Genomic DNA, 15981 nt, shown 5'->3' with positions numbered 1-15981 from the left:
CGATGGGCTTTTCTTGTTTATGCGCGTATGTTACCTCGAATGGCTCTATCAAATTCACAAGACTCCCTTCAATCTTTAATAAACTTGCTTGCGAAGCTCATCAGCCAATGGACATTTTATTTTATCGCCATAAAAATAAGAGAAAGCCATAGACTAAACTTAACAATATAAGTTTCAACATGCCTATTTTATACTTGAATAAAAGAAAAAGTGAGAATAGCACCCAAACCAGAGCCATCGGCTCAATGGCATACCAAGAACTGACACCACTTGGAAATAGAATTCCTAAACCTAAATAACAGGCTAAATTAACGATTACACCAACCACCGATGCCGTCACTAAAGATAGGATAAATTGTATACATGTATTTTTTTGGGCCCGTTCGATCAGTGGCGCCCCAACAAAAATCAAGGCAAAGTTTGGCAAAAAAGTAAAATATGCTGTCGCGATCAAACCTATTGCTGCCATGAGATAGGACTGATGAAAATGATTGAAGCCAGCCATGAAACCAACATACGCCAAAACAACCACTAAAGGCCCCGGAGTCGTCTCTGCAAGAGCAAATCCATCTATCATCTGGCTCTTCGAAAGCCAAAACAATTTCTCTGTCACAAGGGCCGCAACATAGGGAATGACGGTATAAGAACCTCCAATCGTCAAATAAGCGGACTTTGTAAATAAAAAAGAAAGTGTCTTCCAAAATTCAGTATCGATGGTAAAAAACAGCAAAATGGTCAACGGAATCAACCATAGTAAGAAAAACAGCAGCACCTGAAGAGAAACACGACGGTAGGATACGGAAGGAAGTGTTTCGAGCGTATTGATATAATAAGCAGATTCAAACTGCTTATCTTCATTTTCACGATTAGCATCAATTTGGGAAGTTTTTGACAAGATTGTATATAGTAGTAGACCAAAAGCGATCACCCCCACAATAATCCAGGGCATTGGAACCCCAGCAAAATACGATAGAAAAAAAGCGGCCAATGCTACCAAATAATGCCATGTGCTGACAAGAGATTTCTGCCCTACCCGAAAGGTTGCAAATATAATGATCGCTAGAACTGCAGGTTTTAAACCCGAAAATAAAGCAATAAGCAATGCGGAGTTGCCATAGTGTGCATATAGCGTACTGAGTCCACATATAATAAGCAGTGAGGGAACAATAAAAAATACCCCGGCCAACACACCACCTTTTACGCCGTGCAGCTTCCATCCTAAATAAATCGTCAATTGATGCGCTTCCGGTCCCGGTAACAACATACATGCATTGAGCGCCTGAAAAAACTTCCTGTTACTTACCCATCTTTTCTTTTCGACCAAAAAATCGTGCATAATGGTCACATGGCCTGTTGTTCCACCAAAACTTATCCAACCTAACACAAACCAAAACCACATGGCTTCCCGAAAAATTGGCTTCTGTCTATTATCTTCTTCCTCTAAATTCATCTTTTTCAACGCTATTTGTCTTAGGCCCGGATTTTATCGAAAGCAATTTCTGCAGAACAGCACACATTCCGGTGTCTCCTGTTTTAAAATACCTTGTTTCGGGAGACCATATACAGCGGTATAAAACCGCTATATAACTGCATAAAAAAAGCGAGATATCTTAAATATCTCGCTTTTTTTATATTAAGAATTGGTCTGATAAACTATTTTTTATCTAAAATAGTAACTTCCACTCTTCTATTTTTTTGACGTCCTTCCGGACTTTTATTATCTCCAACTGGATTTGACTGACCGAAACCTTTTGCCGTGATGCGCGAATCAGCAACCCCTGAATCTACCAAGAACTTCTTAACAGACGCCGCTCTTTTATCGGAAAGCCACTGATTATACTCAACAGTACCCGTAGCATCAGTATACCCATCGACTTTGATCTTATTATTACTTTCCTTCAAGATCAACGCCAATTTACTAACTTCAGTTTTTGCCTTCTCAGATAGGTAAGAAGAGTTTGTTGGAAACAATAAATCAGACGATATACTAAACTTAATCCCTTCATCAGTTCTTTTCGCGTCATTAAAATCCTTCTTCACATTTTTCAAACCATCATCAGTTCCATCTTTTGTTACAACTGCACCTGGATTGACTACAATAGCTTGTTGTTTACAGGAAAATAACGATAAACTTGCACATAAGGTTAAAATTCCCAAATTAATTTTTCTAAGCATGTCGTTTCTAACGTATTTAATATCGATTTAAGCACGTAAATATAGCGAAAAAAGTCCAATATGACATCCCTTCTACGTCATATCTAACGTAACAAATCTATTTCTTGGTATATACTTTTTCTAAAGTCTTTTTTACCTCAGGAATATTCTCATACAATTTCCAAATCATGCCTGAATTTGCATTCTCGATCATCACGGCAATCGTTGCCTGATTCCTCGCACGATAGCTTTCAGAAACATCGTTGTTTTTAATATCAATCCAGCTTCTGAAACCATATTGTGTAAATAACACATCAGCGTATTCTTCGTAAAATTTACGCAATGCTTTTAGACCAATCTCCTTTTCAAATGGGTAAGCTGCAATAGCTATTGCAGGATTCACCAAATACCCCTGATACGTATCTTCCACATTTTCCACGCCCCAAATATCTGTAAATCGTGTCCCTATACTCATTTCATTATCTCTCCGTTTATAGGCAAGAATATAATTCGACAAATATTTCTTGTAATCTACAAAATCATCTACTTTCCCTTTAGGATCCATAATCAAAAAGGGACGATAAACAGACATCAATGATTCATTTAAACTGCCGCCCGCAATACTCTTGGCAAAAATAACTTTGTCGTCGGAGTAGATCGAAATCCCGGCATTTCCCATGTCGCCAACTAAAGGGTTTGCACTTATTGAACGCGCTAAAGAATCATTTAATTTCATTTTGAGTTCAGGAGCTAAATCATTGGACTCATCCCCAAAATACAATTCGTTGCCTTTATGTTTGGTTGCAAATCCATTGATATAAGCTGAAATAGCTAAAGGGTGGGTAGGTGAAGACATCGCCAGTAAATAGGTACCCAAACTCTCGTTAAATCCCCCCAAAGGCCTCGATCTAGCTGTACTGTCTACAGGCGACCACTTATTCCAGAGTACATCAGGATTCTGTGCGTCTGTAAAATAGTTCCAATTTATGCGTTCCCAGAGCTTCGTAATGTTATTTCTCAAGGTCTGTTCCTCAGGATCCTCTTTAGAAAAATATTGGCGAGCGATTAAAAGCGATTCCATGATATGGGAGGTTCCGCGCAAATCGTATGTTGGAATTGAATCGCGATAATAAGGCACCCCCGACCGGCCATCGTAAAGCGCCGTAAAGACCCCTTGATGTTGTTGTGCACTACTCAAAAATTTCACAATCCGTGTTAACCTGACCAAAAGAGCTTGTCGCGAGATCAAGTTATTCTCTCCAGCCACAAGCAAACCCAAGATCGCATAGCCAGTTTCATTTGTAGATACAATAGCCTGTCTATTGCCTCGATCAGGCAGAAACATACCACTATTCACATCATAGTTGTCTATAAAATAATTCACATGAGCATTCCGGATAAAATTTAACATCTCCGTATCCGTACCTTTTTTTGTCTGTACCTCCCTAACCTCAGAAAAAGGAGATTCAACATAATTATAGTCTACCCAAGCGATCTTATAATAATAAGATTTGTTATATTCATTTACTCTATCTAGCGACTTCTGTACATAGATGGGTAAAATTGCGATCGGCTGAAAATTGAGTTTATCTTCCGAACGGTAGATTTTCACATAGCGAATACTTGGTGTTAGCGGCAATTGCCAGACCAACTCGACTTGTTTATCCACGGAACTGATCTTAGATAAGATAGCTGCTGATGACAGTCTTACCTTTGGATAGTTTTTGGGCAAAAACTCTATTTGATCGATAAATAATTGATTTGTCTGCAGTGCAGTTCCATTCTGTTCCAAAATTAAAGCCGAAACAGGCTTCCCTAATGAAATTCCTACAAATTTGGCGACTGGAATGGAAACATTAAGCCAAGTATCATAAGCAAAATCATCGATATAATTTGCGATATCCACAGCATTTGTCCTTGTATCATTTTGCTGTAAGGTGACTTTTGGCAATTGTCCCTTTTCAGTATTGCTTTGAATAAAAAGCTTAAAAGTTAGCTGATCATCCTTGGCAATTAAATAGGGAAATTTCTGTTTATCGTTTAAAATACTTGCCTCCCATTTACCATTAGGAGAAGAAACGTACCGCAAAGAAAGCGAATTGCCTGGCGTAAAAAACAAGCTATCAGAAACTGGTAGGCTATAGCTTACATTTTGGATCCATGATTCACCAGTATAATGAGCGATACTCTTAGCATAACTCCCGTTGATAACACTATTGTCAAATAAAACCTCAGGATAACTTTCTGATCGAACAAGTGTAGGTAAGATCAGTAACAAAAGAAAGTAAAAATATTTTTTCAGCATAAGTCAACATTTTTCACAGGCCTACAATCAAAAACTAAGCCACCAGTACGATTATAACGCAAATGTAACAAAGGAATTCCAATGATATTATCCTCCCTAATTTTAATTTAAGAAAAAATGCGCTAAATTAGCCCTCTGAATATTTTCATAAAATAGATATATGAAAACCACGTTTGATTTTGAAAAGCCAATTGCAGACTTGCAATTGCAAATTGAAAAGGTAACTCAAGTTGCCGAAAAAACTCAAGTTGACATGAGCGCAACCGTTCGTGAGCTTGAAGAAAAGCTTGCTTCTACTGAAAAAGAAATATACGGCAATTTAACAGGCTGGCAGAACGTTCAAATGTCACGCCATCCGGATCGCCCTCAGACTTATGATTATATAGAAGCGATCTGCGACGAATTTATCGAGTTGCATGGTGATAGAACCGTTAAGGATGATAAAGCGATCGTCGGTGGTATGGCTTCTATTGATGGTAATGCCGTTATGATCATCGGTCATCAAAAAGGTAAAAACACCAAAGAGCGTCAATTCCACAACTTTGGAATGGCCAACCCTGAAGGCTACCGAAAAGCCCTACGTTTAATGAAAATGGCGGAAAAGTTCAATAAACCTGTGATCACGTTAATTGATACGATGGGTGCTTATCCAGGACTTGAAGCTGAAGAACGCGGACAGGGTGAAGCGATTGCACGTAACCTCATGGAGATGGCTGTATTGAAAGTTCCGATCATTTGCGTTGTTATTGGTGAGGGAGCTTCAGGTGGAGCTTTGGGTATTGGTGTTGGAAACAGAGTCTACATGATGGAACATACCTGGTATTCGGTCATATCACCTGAATCTTGTTCTTCTATCCTATGGAGAAGCTGGGATCATAAAGAAAAAGCCGCTGAGGCATTAAAATTGACTTCAGAAGACATGTTGGGTAACGGCTTGATTGATGGTATTATCCCTGAACCGCTAGGTGGTGCTCACCAAGATCCTGCGGCAGCAGCGGCTAATCTAAAAAGCCAGCTGTTGAAAGATCTTGCTGAATTGACAGCTAAAGATAGCGATACATTAGTTACTGAAAGAATTGATAAGTTTAGTAAAATGGGAGTGGTAACTGAATAATGTTATCAATACGACCCCACAGAATAAAAAAGTCAGCAATTAGCTGACTTTTTTTATGGCTATCCTGCATTAAAAATACGCCCACTCGTTCCAAGAAACAGCCTCCATACGAACCAATCCTATCCGCAAGTTTCCTAAAAGGCTTTTTTAACAAAAAATAATTCAGTAATTTTTAAATAGTTACAACTTTAATCAACAAAAAAGACAAAAACATTTTGCACAAATAACTTATTTTTCTACCTTTGCATCACTTTCAAAAACAGAAAGGATTCCGTAGCTCAGCTGGTAGAGCAATACACTTTTAATGTATGGGTCCTGGGTTCGAATCCCAGCGGGATCACAAAAGAAAAGCTAATCTTACGATTAGCTTTTTTTGCTTTAACAGTATTTGAACCCGAAAGAAGTGTCGCCAGGGTTCGATCGGAACAAATTAGGATCAAATAGGGACGAAAGTAGGTCTTATTACAGTGTTTGTTCAGTTCTCGTTCAGTGGCTCAATGATAGTTCAGTATAAACTGAATAATGACTGGACTAATTACTGTCTAAAAATTGATCTTCTCAAGACTCAGAAATAGGCCGGGTAAAGCAACATCACAGTGATCGAATCAATATTGCTCATACAAAAAGACCTCAATACATCGATCAGCGAGACCTCTAGCACTGCAAGGCCCTCCAAGAAGGTACCGTTAGTAAAAGAATAGAAAAGCCAGAATTTCCTTGAAATAATAATCATTAGCCTTAAGTGAATGTTTCATCATTAGGCTGGGTATATGATTAACTTGGTTATTTGATCGCTATGGAGCTGATCACCTTAGCCACAATGGCTTCGTAATCATTATCAAAATGGTGCCCTCCAGGCAAAATTTCTACAGGTGCTCCTGTATTTCTAAACTTCGCTGCAATCTCGCTATCTTCCCCGAAACCAAAAATACACAGTTTGTGCAGACTTACTTTTTTCAACTCCGCTACTACATCATAAGGTTCACTACGATCACCTAAACTCAGCATATCCGCCACATGGATCTCAAAATCGGCCTGGTCATCTGGCGATAACAAAACCAATCCAGTGGTCGCTTTTCTCAACTTCTCGGGAAGGCGGTTGGCGATAAAGGGTATCACACAGGCGCCAAAAGAATAACCCATTATCGAAAAAGTGATATTAGGTTCCCTTTCCTGAAAATAGGTCAAGATCTCGGACACTTCCTTTGTCGTCTGTTCTGGTGTCTTTGCATTCCAAAAATATTTCTGTGCATCCAAGCCAATCACTTTGATCCCCTTTGTCGCAAAAGCACTGGCCAACCCCCTGTCGAAACTGGTCCAACCACCATCGCCAGAAATCATAAACATCAATTCCCTTGTAGAGCTCTTGGGTTCCAGTATCTCAATGGGCATATCCGTTTTGAGTACGCCTGTATTTTGGCTAGGCTGGCCCGCCACCTGCAACTTCTGAAAAGCCATCCGGAACTGGGGCAGCCAATTATCGGCAATGGAGAAACCATGCCCTACTTTAGGCAAGCTGACCAATTGGACATTTTCTATCCCTTTAAGAAAATCTGCTGTGGCATTAAAGGGGCAGGTCTGATCTTTTACACCATTAAGTACCCAAAACGGAGCGGCCAACTTTTCGCTACGATCCAGATAATAACTTTTTCCGGGCTTTAAGATATGGGAAGATAATCCACTGCCCTTACAGAGTGGTTTAGCAATATTGATATCTGGACAGAAACCTAAGGCAATCCCACCACGAAAGGTACCTGCCGGAGCCTGGGCAATCAAGCCATAGATCAGGGTTGCCCCATAGGAGTAACCTACCAATATGGGTTTCTGATAGCTTTCAAACTGATATTTCTTTTGGAGGGCCATGCTGAGCTGCTCGAAATCTGCAGCAGGATAATAACAATCCTTTTTTGAACGTGCCATTGAGGTAGCAAAATGCTTCGCGTCGATACCGGCGACGAGCGCCCCCTGTGCAGCTAGAAATTTAGCCATATTAATTACCCCAAACTGCCAACCCCCATCTCCAGAAACAAATAACACCAAGGCATTTGGTTTACCTTTCGGCGCGTACATGCTCAGCTTGCCGAAACTTCCATAGGAGAAAGTCTGTTGGGCGATGGCACATTGCGAAAACAACATGATAAAGAAATATAAAATAAGAGATGATCTTTTAGCGGTTTGATCCATGGCAATCCTTCGATAGCGGTTAATATTTACTAGTGTAATTTAATAAAATGCGAATGGATTATGAAAGATATTTCTACGGTATTTTACCTTAAGAGCTATCTGAGCACATAGCACCAACCTAGATCATATAGGCGATCTACCTGGCCGAAATGTATTTAGCTGTAGCGTTTTGAACGGTTCTCGATTCCGCAAGACAGATGCTCACTAAGCTCAATACAAATTATTCGGGCAGCAATATTACTTCCAAAAACTTCACCATTTCTGCCCCCGCTATAGTATGGGCACTTAATTCAATCACTTGCTTGCCTTTTGGCAATACCACCGTACCCAATTCAAGTTGATTGTCATGCAAACTGACAGAAGACGACGGATCTATTGTAAAATCAATCTTCTTCCCCCCTAAATTTAAGCCGAGCTTCCCTCCCGTACCTGCAACATCTTTCACATACCGTATAGCCACCTTGAAGCGTCCGCCATTTAACACATTCGTTTCCCATCTCAAACCCTGACTTAAACTAGCCCAACCCGTCACATAGTAGCGATTCCTTTTACCATCCCCAAACTTCATCGGACTACCTATCTGTTTTGCATAAAAGGTCAGTAGCCGATTTTTATTGATATTATGATCCACATACATTAAATCAGGATTTATTGGATTAGTTATCGTATCCTTCAATTGCACCACCACAACCAGGTCATCATCCTGAGACGTTATTTGATCTATAGGAATATGCAGTCCATCTTTGTCGGACCTATATTTTCTGATCGTTTCTCCCGACAATAACGAAACAGAATTAACCTTAGCAATCAGTCCACCGACAATCAGATCATTCCGTAGAGGGCGTTCGAAAACGTGTAAATACAGGGTATTTTTACGTTGGGTAATGACTCCCCACGGCTGACGAGGCAAACGAGATGGTCCAACATCAATGACACTTCCACTACTCCCCCGCATCCAGTAACCTAAGCCCTTTAAAATAGCGACATCAGCGCTGTCGATGCTTCCGTCACCCTTGGGGCCAATATTCATTAGAATATTCCCACCCATGGCCCTAGCCTTCGCTAAGAGTTTGATAAAATGAGCGGTCGGTTTATGGCTCTTATCGGTCGACGAATAGCCATAGGATTCATTTGTAGTTGGTATGGCCTCCCAATAAGCGCCAGAAGCAACTGGATAATACTCCTCAGGTCGATCTGCCGTATTCAGATAATCGCCATAATTCTTTTCCTCGGTACGCGCCAATCGACCATTGACTATGATATTCGGATCTGCTGTTCGAATAGCCTTTAAAATTCTCAGGTTTTCAGATAGCGGCAACTTATGAGGTGTATCAAACCACAACAAATCCGGATGATAGCGCTGAATAAGTTCCTCAATCTGTGGAATCGCCTTTTGATCTACATAATGCCTGGCCTTTGTCAACCATTCGGGATGTTTGTCAAACCAATTTGTACCACCCAACAATTTATCCCCACCTGGATTACTGTAATCCCAGTCATTACCCGGAGCATCCGGATGCTCCCAATCAAAAGCATGCGAGTAATAGAATCCAAACAAAAGCCCATGTTTATGGCAGGCTGCTGCTAATTCCGCCAATGGGTCCCTTTTAAATGCGGTGCTTGACAATGAATAGTCACTTGAAAATGCAGAAGGGTACATCGCAAAGCCATCATGATGCTTAGCCGTGATGATAAAATATCTCATCCCTGCATTTTTTGCCAACAATACCCATTCCTCTGCATCAAACTTTAAAGGATTAAATCTACGTGCAGAATCAAGATACTCACTACGTGGGATTTTCATCACACGCATCAGATGCTCCGCATAGCCCCCTCCCGGCCTCCCCTTCCAAATATTTCCATATTGAGAATAAACACCCCAATGAACAAACATACCAAATGAGGCTACCTTCCATTTTTCTAGGCGTTGTTCACGAGTTAATGCAGCTTGTTTCCACCAACCAGTTTCTGCTTCAACAATCGCATTTTTATCACGTGCTGTCGCATCATTAAACATATTTGAAGCCTCATTGCCCTCATTTACATTTTTAATCTGTGCGCTCGAAAACAATATTCCCGAAGAAAGCATAAGAAGAAAAAAATACTTGATTTTAAACATAACTTTGGTTTTATGAAGATGGCAAATCCAACCTGAAGGATTTCAGGCAGACACCCTTTCTAAATTTATTGAATTATCGTTCCTGGCGACCTAATGGAAGGAATACAGGATCGATTTTAACTATAATCAAAAATAATCTAAAACTACATTTTATTAGTGTACAATTCGTTCGTTTTAGGGGAAATATTGATCCGAGTCCCCCAAAAAAGAAAACCTATTCTTTAATAGGATGTTTATATCGTATATACATCTTAAAATAAATAAACAGTGATCTAAGCGATAGATTGCTCCATGGTCACCAAAAGATCTTTTAAATATTTTTAACATAATCAGATACAAGCTATCTGTATTTATTGAATATTTGTCTAAAACTTTAAATTAATATGGAAAAACTAACCGCCAAAGCCAGCATCCAAATTCAGAAACCAATCAACGAAGTTTTTGAGGCTATTGTAGATCCTAATAAAATGAATCACTATTTTATAAAATCTTCAACTGGACGTCTAGAGACAGATAAAACGGTAGAATGGACATTTCCAGAATTTCCCGACAGTTTTCCCGTGACAGGAAAAACCATCAGCCCCAATTCTCATATCTCTTTTGACTGGAGTGGAGGACTTCCCAATCAACTGGTAGAAATTGCACTATCCACATTCGGAGAAAACGCGACGGTCATAAAGATTACAGAACACGAGATGAACAACGATGCAGATGGGATTCTAATTATGATGCGACAAACAGAAGGTTGGGCCAACTTTTTAGCGTGTATGAAAGCGTATCTAGAATATGATATCAATCTGAGAACTGGAGCTTTCGATTTTATGTTCCAAAAATAGTGCTATCGAAAAATAGCTGCTCATCGAATTGCTTCAAATACAATACATTCAATTAAGGTTATCCGAATATCCGGCAAAGACTTCAACTATACATGGCAAAAAATAAAACTGCATATACCGAAGCATCTGTCCAAGACTTTATAAAAACAGTTGACGACCCACAAAAACAAATCGATAGTGCAACACTGATACAGCTTATGGAAACCACAACGGGTGAGCCGGCTAAAATGTACGGACCAACTATCATCGGATTTGGAAACTATCATTATACCTATGCAAGTGGGCATGAAGGCTATGCTCCATTGATCGGATTTAGCCCCCGAAAATCAGCAATCTCCCTTTATGTATTTACCGGCGCCGATGAGCACCGACATTTGGTCGATCAGCTAGGGAAATTCAAAATAGGCAAAGCTTGCATATACATCAAGAAATTAAGCGACATCAATATAGAGATACTCCATCAGCTTATGTCCGAAACGATACAGTTTATTGAAAATAAGTATACGAGAATCAAAGAATAACACAAATTATGGGAACGAGCATCGCAACAATAGACGAATATATCAATCAATTTGAAGAGGAGAAAAAAGAATATCTGATCAAGGTGAGACAGCTTATTGCTGGCCTAGTCCCTCCTTCTGCAGATGAAACGATCTCTTATCAAATGCCGACCTTCAGATACAAGGGTAATATCATCCATTTTGCGATGAACAAAAACCATTTGGGCCTCTATCCAGGACCCGCTGCTATCGAGTACTTCGCTACAGAACTCAAAAATTTTAAAACCACAAAAGGTGCGATACAAATCCCCTTGGATCAACCGATTCCAACACAAATAATTACCGATATTGTCAATTTTAATATTGATAAGCTTAAAGACAAACAAGGTCCTAATTGGTACCAAAGCCGAGGGAACTGGCAGGAGGCCGAAGAACTCATGCAGCAAATCATCCTGCAAACTTCCTTAAAAAAGGAATTCAAATGGGGGAGTTATATCTATACTCATAAAGGAAAAAATGTCATCGGTTGGGGCGGCTTTAAAAATTTCTTTTCCCTCTGGTTTTATAATGGTGTATTCTTAGCAGATCAGGATAAACATCTCATCAGTGCCTCCGAAGGAAAAACGAAAGCATTACGACAATGGCGCTTTGAAGACGTTATGGATATGGATGTCGAAAAAATAGCCGCCTATATCCAAGAATCCATCCAAACCATTGACGAGGGAAAAGAGCTCAAACCAACTAAATCTCCAACGAAGCCTCCCACCGGTCTATTATTAGAAGCGCTACAGGCAGATCCGATCTTCGGGGAAAGTTTCCGGGCTTTAACACCAGGAAAACAGAAAGAATACATCGAGTATATCGATGAGGCCAAGCAAGAAAAAACGAAACAATCCCGTCTTGAAAAAATTAAGCCGTTGGTCCTCGCTAAAAAGGGCTTGAACGACAAATACAAATAGGTGAACGCTAAAACAAAAAGAAAATGATGAATAATTCAATTATCCCATCCATTTGGTTCGATCAAAACGCGCAGGAAGCCTTTGATCTTTACTGTCGCATCTTCCCCGAAAGCCATATTAGCAATAGCTCTCCCATCGTTGTTGAAGCTGTCCTAAACGGTGTAAAATTTATTGGAATAAATGGAGGTCCCATATTCAAACCCAACCCATCCATATCTTTTATGGCCATTTGCGAAAGCAAAGAGGAAATTGATCGTATCTGGAATTCACTTTCTGCGGGCGGCAATACCTTAATGCCACTAAACTCCTACCCTTGGAGCCCTTATTACGGCTGGCTGGCCGACAAGTTTGGCGTCAATTGGCAATTATACCTCGGTAAAAGGAGCGATACCAACCAGCAGGCAATTGTACCAACCTTAATGTATTGCGGAGAGCAACAGGGAAATTGCGAACAAGCTTTAGCTTTTTATGCGGAATTATTTCATGATTTTCGAAGCAATGGGATCATGAAATACACAGAAGGTGAATATATCGGATCAATCCAACATACCCAATTTTTAGTCCGGGATTTTACGCTCATGGCAATGGATAGCGGAGTTCCTCAAACTTTCACGTTTAACGAAGGTATTTCACTCACCATCCTCTGTAAAGATCAGCAGGAAATTGATTATTTCTGGAATAATATCACGAAGAAAGGTAAAGAGAGCATGTGTGGCTGGTGTAAAGACGAATTCGGCGTAAGCTGGCAGATTGTACCCGAACAAATTGCAACATTACTACAGCGACCGGGGGCAAATGAAGCGCTCATGAAAATGAAAAAAATTATTATCCAGGAGCTCATAGGATAATTTCAAGAGGGACCTCAAGCTGAGGATAAGAGCTATGTAAAATAGTATTAAGAAAAGGGGATGAATAATCCCCTTTTAAACTTTCACTTGCAATGCCAATGCGTACAATTTCATTTGCTTAATCATGGATAGCAAGCCATTTGCCCTTGTCGGTGACAAATGTTCTTTTAACCCTATTTTATCTACAAAATATAAATCGGCATCAACGATCTCCTTGGCGCTATGTCCAGATAGCACTTTGACCATTAAACTCACCAAGCCTTTTGTGATAATCGCATCGCTATCTGCCGTAAAATACACTTTTCCATCTTTTATTTCCGGGAAAAGCCATACCTTGGACTGACATCCTTTGATGATATATTCATCTGTTTTGTATTGTTCATCAATTAGAGGCACTTCTTTTCCCAGCTGGATGATGTACTCATATTTTTCCATCCAATCCGTAAAGAAAGCAAAATCCTCAATTAATTCATCCTGTATTTCATTAATGGTCATACCTATTTTTTATTAAATCAACATATTGACCGCGCGTTGGATACCGGCGACCAAAATATCTATTTCCTCTTTTGTATTATATACCGCTAAAGAAGCACGAATAGTTCCCGGGATACCGAACCTATCCATGACAGGTTGGGCACAATGGTGGCCTGTACGCACAGCGATTCCTAATTTATCCAAGATCACACCAACGTCATAAGGATGAGTACCGTCAATTACAAATGAAATAACGGAACATTTCTTCTCGGCCGTTCCAATAAACCGCATGCCTGGGATTTCAGCCAACTTCTCCGTAGCGTACTGCAACAAATCATGTTCGTAAGCCTCGATATTTTCCAGACCTATTGAATTGATATAATCTATAGCCTCGTTCAAACAGATACCGGCCTCAATATTGGGTGTACCGGCCTCAAATTTAAAGGGCAGTTCGTTATAGGTCGTTTTTTCAAAAGTAACTTCTTTAATCATATCTCCACCACCTTGATAAGGCGGCATCGCGTTCAATAAATCCTCTTTACCGTATAACACCCCAACTCCAGTAGGGCCGTACATTTTATGTCCGGAGAATACCAGAAAATCTACATCAAGCTTTTGAACATCAATCTGTATATGTTGAACCGCCTGCGCAGCATCAACTAACACAACAGCACCATGTCGGTGAGCAATTGAAATCATCTCACTCACAGGATTGATTGTCCCAAGGGAGTTTGAAACATAGGTTACAGCAACTAATTTGGTTTTCTCATTAAACAAATTGCTGTAGGCATCCATATCAAGCTCACCTTTATCGTTCATCGGAATGACCCGAATTTTACAGCCCTTTTCATCACAAAGCATCTGCCAAGGCACAATATTAGAATGGTGTTCCATCGCTGAGATAATAATCTCATCACCTTCATGGATAAAAGCTCTGCCATAACAAGTTGCAATCAGATTAATTCCATCTGTTGTTCCTTTGGTGATAATGATTTCCTTATCTTCAGCGGCATTGATGAAAGCCTGAACTTTTTTCCGAGTCACCTCAAAAGCGTCCGTCGATATCTGACTAAGATAATGTACGCCACGATGCACATTACTATTCATATCTGTATAATAATGTACAATCGAATCGATAACAGAACTCGGCTTCTGTGTTGTCGCGCCGTTATCCAAATAAACCAATGGTTTACCATTTACTTCTCTCTTGAGAATCGGAAAATCGGCACGTATTTTATCTATATTAAATTTTTCCAACGTCGTCTAAATAATTTATACAAAGTTAATAGTATTTTATCGAATACGGGCTGGCCAATCTGTTTTTTATGTCATTATCAATGTCGGTTTTCGAAGGTGTCCTCAGCCAAAAAAGGATTTTTTGGCATTTTAAACAATTATAGTTAGCTTTTATAATTTATTGATGCTATTTAGTTACCTTTGTAATGATATGCAAGAATTACCTCTAAATTTACCAGAAGGCTCACGTAAAGAAGTGATGGCCTATTTGGAACCGTTCATGCTCAATGAGATGAGCGAATACCTGAAGCCTGTTGAAGAAATGTGGCAACCTGCCGATTTTCTTCCAGATTCTTCTAGGGACAGTTTTTTTGAGGAAGTAAAAGAGTTGCAGGAAAGTGCAAAAGAACTCTCTTATGATTTGGTCGCAGTATTAGTTGGAGACACCATCACCGAAGAGGCCCTTCCAACGTACGAATCATGGTTGACCATGGTAGAAGACGTTGACAAAAACGAGCAAGGTGGATGGATGAAATGGGTACGCGCTTGGACGGCTGAAGAAAACCGCCACGGTGATCTGTTGAACAAATACCTTTATTTGTCGGGTAGAATAGACATGCGTCAATTTGAAATGTCTACGCAATATCTTATTCAAGACGGTTTTGATATCGGTACTGGTGCAGACCCTTACCGGAATTTTATTTATACTTCATTTCAGGAATTGGCAACCAACGTTTCCCACCGTCGTGTATCTGGGCTTTCCAAAAAAAGCGGTGATAAACTTTTGGCAAAAATGTGTGGTGTCATCGCATCTGATGAAGCACGCCATGCCAAAGCCTATATGTCTTTTATTTCAAAAGCAATCACAGTAGACGCGAGTGAAGTCATGATTGCATTTGAGGATATGATGCGTAAAAAAATCGTTATGCCAGCCCAGTTCTTAAGAGAAGCAGGCGAGCCCCAAGGAGAAGCGTTTGCACATTTCTCAGACGCGGCCCAACGATTGGGAGTATATACTGCTTTGGACTACGTGGATATCTTAAAAGAGCTGAATAGTGAGTGGAAAATAGATCAAGTTACCGGCCTGAATGATAAAGGTGAGAAAGCGAGAGATTATCTACTGAAACTACCAGATCGTTTGGCTAGACTGGCTGATCGGATGAAGGTTCCAGAAAAAGATTATAAATTCAAATGGATTTATTGATATAAAAAAAAGCTTGATTTAATAATCAAGCTTTTTTTATGTTGAAAG

At 39.9% G+C, this 15981-nt stretch carries 13 protein-coding genes and 1 tRNA gene; 7 read left to right on the top strand and 7 right to left on the bottom strand.

What is annotated here, in order from left to right:
* Window positions 1–121: 121 nt before the first annotated feature.
* The 3 genes from chrA to M2419_RS21040 all read right to left on the bottom strand — a co-directional run bounded on the left by chrA (window position 122) and on the right by M2419_RS21040 (window position 4459).
* Window positions 122–1450 (bottom strand): chromate efflux transporter, encoded by a 1329-nt coding sequence (gene chrA / locus M2419_RS21050; protein ID WP_159731285.1) that lies wholly within the window; start codon window positions 1448–1450, stop codon window positions 122–124.
* Window positions 1451–1653: 203 nt separating this feature from the next.
* A complete protein-coding gene (locus M2419_RS21045; RefSeq protein ID WP_153844742.1) occupies window positions 1654–2175 on the bottom strand; it encodes an OmpA family protein in 522 nt (173 codons plus the stop codon).
* Window positions 2176–2272: 97 nt separating this feature from the next.
* On the bottom strand, window positions 2273–4459 hold the full coding sequence (locus tag M2419_RS21040) for a glucoamylase family protein (RefSeq protein ID WP_153844743.1): 2187 nt from the start codon (window positions 4457–4459) through the stop codon (window positions 2273–2275).
* Window positions 4460–4619: 160 nt separating this feature from the next.
* On the opposite strand from M2419_RS21040, the gene M2419_RS21035 reads away from it, so the two are divergent.
* Both M2419_RS21035 and M2419_RS21030 read left to right on the top strand, forming a co-directional pair.
* Window positions 4620–5573, top strand: a complete 954-nt coding sequence (locus M2419_RS21035; RefSeq protein WP_153844744.1) for an acetyl-CoA carboxylase carboxyltransferase subunit alpha — start codon at window positions 4620–4622, stop codon at window positions 5571–5573.
* Between the two features lie 267 nt (window positions 5574–5840).
* Window positions 5841–5913: transfer RNA gene (locus M2419_RS21030), tRNA-Lys, on the top strand.
* A 443-nt stretch (window positions 5914–6356) separates the two neighbouring features.
* Here M2419_RS21030 and M2419_RS21025 read toward each other — a convergent pair.
* On the bottom strand, window positions 6357–7709 hold the full coding sequence (locus M2419_RS21025; RefSeq protein WP_159731283.1) for an AcvB/VirJ family lysyl-phosphatidylglycerol hydrolase: 1353 nt from the start codon (window positions 7707–7709) through the stop codon (window positions 6357–6359).
* Between the two features lie 268 nt (window positions 7710–7977).
* Entirely contained in the window at window positions 7978–9876 is a 1899-nt protein-coding gene (locus M2419_RS21020) for an alpha-L-fucosidase (RefSeq protein ID WP_159731281.1), read from the bottom strand.
* A gap of 383 nt (window positions 9877–10259) precedes the next feature.
* On the opposite strand from M2419_RS21020, the gene M2419_RS21015 reads away from it, so the two are divergent.
* The 4 genes from M2419_RS21015 to M2419_RS21000 all read left to right on the top strand — a co-directional run bounded on the left by M2419_RS21015 (window position 10260) and on the right by M2419_RS21000 (window position 13019).
* On the top strand, window positions 10260–10712 hold the full coding sequence (locus M2419_RS21015; protein ID WP_159731279.1) for an SRPBCC domain-containing protein: 453 nt from the start codon (window positions 10260–10262) through the stop codon (window positions 10710–10712).
* Window positions 10713–10804: 92 nt separating this feature from the next.
* Window positions 10805–11233 (top strand): DUF1801 domain-containing protein, encoded by a 429-nt coding sequence (locus M2419_RS21010; protein WP_088162799.1) that lies wholly within the window; start codon window positions 10805–10807, stop codon window positions 11231–11233.
* Between the two features lie 8 nt (window positions 11234–11241).
* The gene (locus M2419_RS21005; protein WP_200845677.1) at window positions 11242–12171 is read left to right on the top strand and encodes a DUF1801 domain-containing protein; all 930 of its coding nucleotides are present in this window, start codon (window positions 11242–11244) and stop codon (window positions 12169–12171) included.
* Window positions 12172–12194: 23 nt separating this feature from the next.
* Complete coding sequence (locus M2419_RS21000) at window positions 12195–13019, top strand: VOC family protein (RefSeq protein WP_159731277.1); 825 nt, start codon at window positions 12195–12197, stop codon at window positions 13017–13019.
* 75 nt (window positions 13020–13094) lie between these two features.
* Here the strand turns inward: M2419_RS21000 and M2419_RS20995 are convergent, their stop codons facing one another.
* Window positions 13095–13514 (bottom strand): SufE family protein, encoded by a 420-nt coding sequence (locus M2419_RS20995; protein WP_153844750.1) that lies wholly within the window; start codon window positions 13512–13514, stop codon window positions 13095–13097.
* A gap of 12 nt (window positions 13515–13526) precedes the next feature.
* Window positions 13527–14750 carry a cysteine desulfurase gene (locus M2419_RS20990; RefSeq protein WP_159731275.1) on the bottom strand — a complete coding sequence of 408 codons (1224 nt, stop codon included), beginning with the start codon at window positions 14748–14750 and terminating at the stop codon, window positions 13527–13529.
* Between the two features lie 190 nt (window positions 14751–14940).
* On the opposite strand from M2419_RS20990, the gene M2419_RS20985 reads away from it, so the two are divergent.
* A complete protein-coding gene (locus tag M2419_RS20985) occupies window positions 14941–15933 on the top strand; it encodes an acyl-ACP desaturase (protein WP_159731273.1) in 993 nt (330 codons plus the stop codon).
* The last annotated feature ends 48 nt before the right edge of the window (window positions 15934–15981 follow it).

It is taken from the genome of Sphingobacterium sp. BIGb0116 (assembly GCF_024808035.1).
Classification (GTDB): domain Bacteria; phylum Bacteroidota; class Bacteroidia; order Sphingobacteriales; family Sphingobacteriaceae; genus Sphingobacterium; species Sphingobacterium paramultivorum.
The sequence above is the reverse complement of the archived record's forward strand: the minus strand, read 5'-3'. Positions and strand labels throughout refer to the sequence as shown.

What these genes read in the sequence shown, in the direction of transcription:
- M2419_RS21040 (WP_153844743.1), bottom strand. Translation starts at nt 4,459, where the DNA reads ATGCTGAAAAAATATTTTTACTTTCTTTTGTTACTGATCTTACCTACA.
- M2419_RS21005 (WP_200845677.1), top strand. Translation starts at nt 11,242, where the DNA reads ATGGGAACGAGCATCGCAACAATAGACGAATATATCAATCAATTTGAA.
- M2419_RS21035 (WP_153844744.1), top strand. Translation starts at nt 4,620, where the DNA reads ATGAAAACCACGTTTGATTTTGAAAAGCCAATTGCAGACTTGCAATTG.
- chrA (WP_159731285.1), bottom strand. Translation starts at nt 1,450, where the DNA reads ATGAATTTAGAGGAAGAAGATAATAGACAGAAGCCAATTTTTCGGGAA.
- M2419_RS20995 (WP_153844750.1), bottom strand. Translation starts at nt 13,514, where the DNA reads ATGACCATTAATGAAATACAGGATGAATTAATTGAGGATTTTGCTTTC.
- M2419_RS21010 (WP_088162799.1), top strand. Translation starts at nt 10,805, where the DNA reads ATGGCAAAAAATAAAACTGCATATACCGAAGCATCTGTCCAAGACTTT.
- M2419_RS21015 (WP_159731279.1), top strand. Translation starts at nt 10,260, where the DNA reads ATGGAAAAACTAACCGCCAAAGCCAGCATCCAAATTCAGAAACCAATC.
- M2419_RS21045 (WP_153844742.1), bottom strand. Translation starts at nt 2,175, where the DNA reads ATGCTTAGAAAAATTAATTTGGGAATTTTAACCTTATGTGCAAGTTTA.
- M2419_RS21020 (WP_159731281.1), bottom strand. Translation starts at nt 9,876, where the DNA reads ATGTTTAAAATCAAGTATTTTTTTCTTCTTATGCTTTCTTCGGGAATA.
- M2419_RS21000 (WP_159731277.1), top strand. Translation starts at nt 12,195, where the DNA reads ATGATGAATAATTCAATTATCCCATCCATTTGGTTCGATCAAAACGCG.
- M2419_RS20985 (WP_159731273.1), top strand. Translation starts at nt 14,941, where the DNA reads ATGCAAGAATTACCTCTAAATTTACCAGAAGGCTCACGTAAAGAAGTG.
- M2419_RS21025 (WP_159731283.1), bottom strand. Translation starts at nt 7,709, where the DNA reads ATGTTGTTTTCGCAATGTGCCATCGCCCAACAGACTTTCTCCTATGGA.